Origin of the sequence: Micromonospora sp. CPCC 206060 (assembly GCF_036906895.1) — a bacterium.
Taxonomy (GTDB): domain Bacteria; phylum Actinomycetota; class Actinomycetes; order Mycobacteriales; family Micromonosporaceae; genus Micromonospora.
Genome location: NZ_JBAKHU010000242.1, coordinates 1 through 1032, shown reverse-complemented (window position 1 = coordinate 1032; position 1032 = coordinate 1). Strand labels below are relative to the sequence as shown.

Here is a 1032-nt window from a genome sequence, read left to right as displayed (position 1 = left end):
GGACGTGTTGCGGTAGCCTTCACCCAGCAAGTGCCTTCCGTGACAGGAACATCGGACCCTCAGATCGAGGTCGTCGGTGGGGTCGACACTCACCAGGACACCCACACCGCGGCGGTGATCGACCTGGTCGGGCGGGTGCTGGGCACCGAGCAGTTCCCCGCGACGGCGTCCGGCTACGCCGCCCTGCTGGCCTGGATGCACGGACACGGCCGGCTAAGCCGGGTCGGAGTCGAGGGCACCGGCGCCTACGGCGCAGGACTGGTCCGCCTGCTGCGTGACGAGCAGATGCAGGTGATCGAGGTCGATCGGCCAGACCGCAAGACCCGCCGGTTCCAGGGCAAGTCCGATCCGATCGACGCGATCCAGGCCGCCCGGGCCGCGCTGGCAGGCGAACGCACCGGCACCCCCAAGCAGCGCGACGGCCGGGTCGAGGCCCTGCGCAACCTGCGGGTGGCCCGACGCAGCGCCGTCGACCAGCGCGCCGAGACCCAACGGCAGATGAAGGCCCTGATCGTCACCGCCCCCGACGAACTACGCGCCCAGTTGCGCGGCCTGAACATCACGAAACTGATCGCCACCTGCGCGAATCTGCAACCCGACCAAGCCGACGCGGCCATCCCAGCCGTCGCCGTCGCCGTCGCGCTTCGCTCGCTGGCCCGCCGCCACCAGAACCTATCCACCGAGATCGCCAACCTCGGCGAACTACTCGAACCACTGGTCGCCGCCATCAACCCGGCCCTGCTGGCCGCGAACGGCGTCGGACCCGACGTCGCCGGGCAGCTGTTGGTCAGCGCCGGCGAGAACCACGACCGGCTCGCCTCCGAAGCCGCGTTCGCCATGCTCTGCGGGGCCGCTCCGATCCCGGCGAGCTCCGGCAAGACCACCCGGCACCGGCTCAACCGCGGCGGCGACAGACAGGCCAACGCCGCGCTCTACCGCGTCGTACTCGTCCGGCTGCGATGGGACCCATGTCAATCCCCTGGAATCGTGGAGGACTCGGTTATGCGGCCTGGTCCTCCAGGGCGCGGATGG

Annotated in this window: 1 protein-coding gene; it reads left to right on the top strand. The window is 70.4% G+C overall.

Features of this window, described 5'->3' with window-relative positions; translation table 11 throughout:
- Positions 1–39: 39 nt before the first annotated feature.
- On the top strand, positions 40–1032 hold a 993-nt coding region (locus V6U90_RS33515), incomplete at its 3' end, for an IS110 family transposase (protein WP_334445211.1).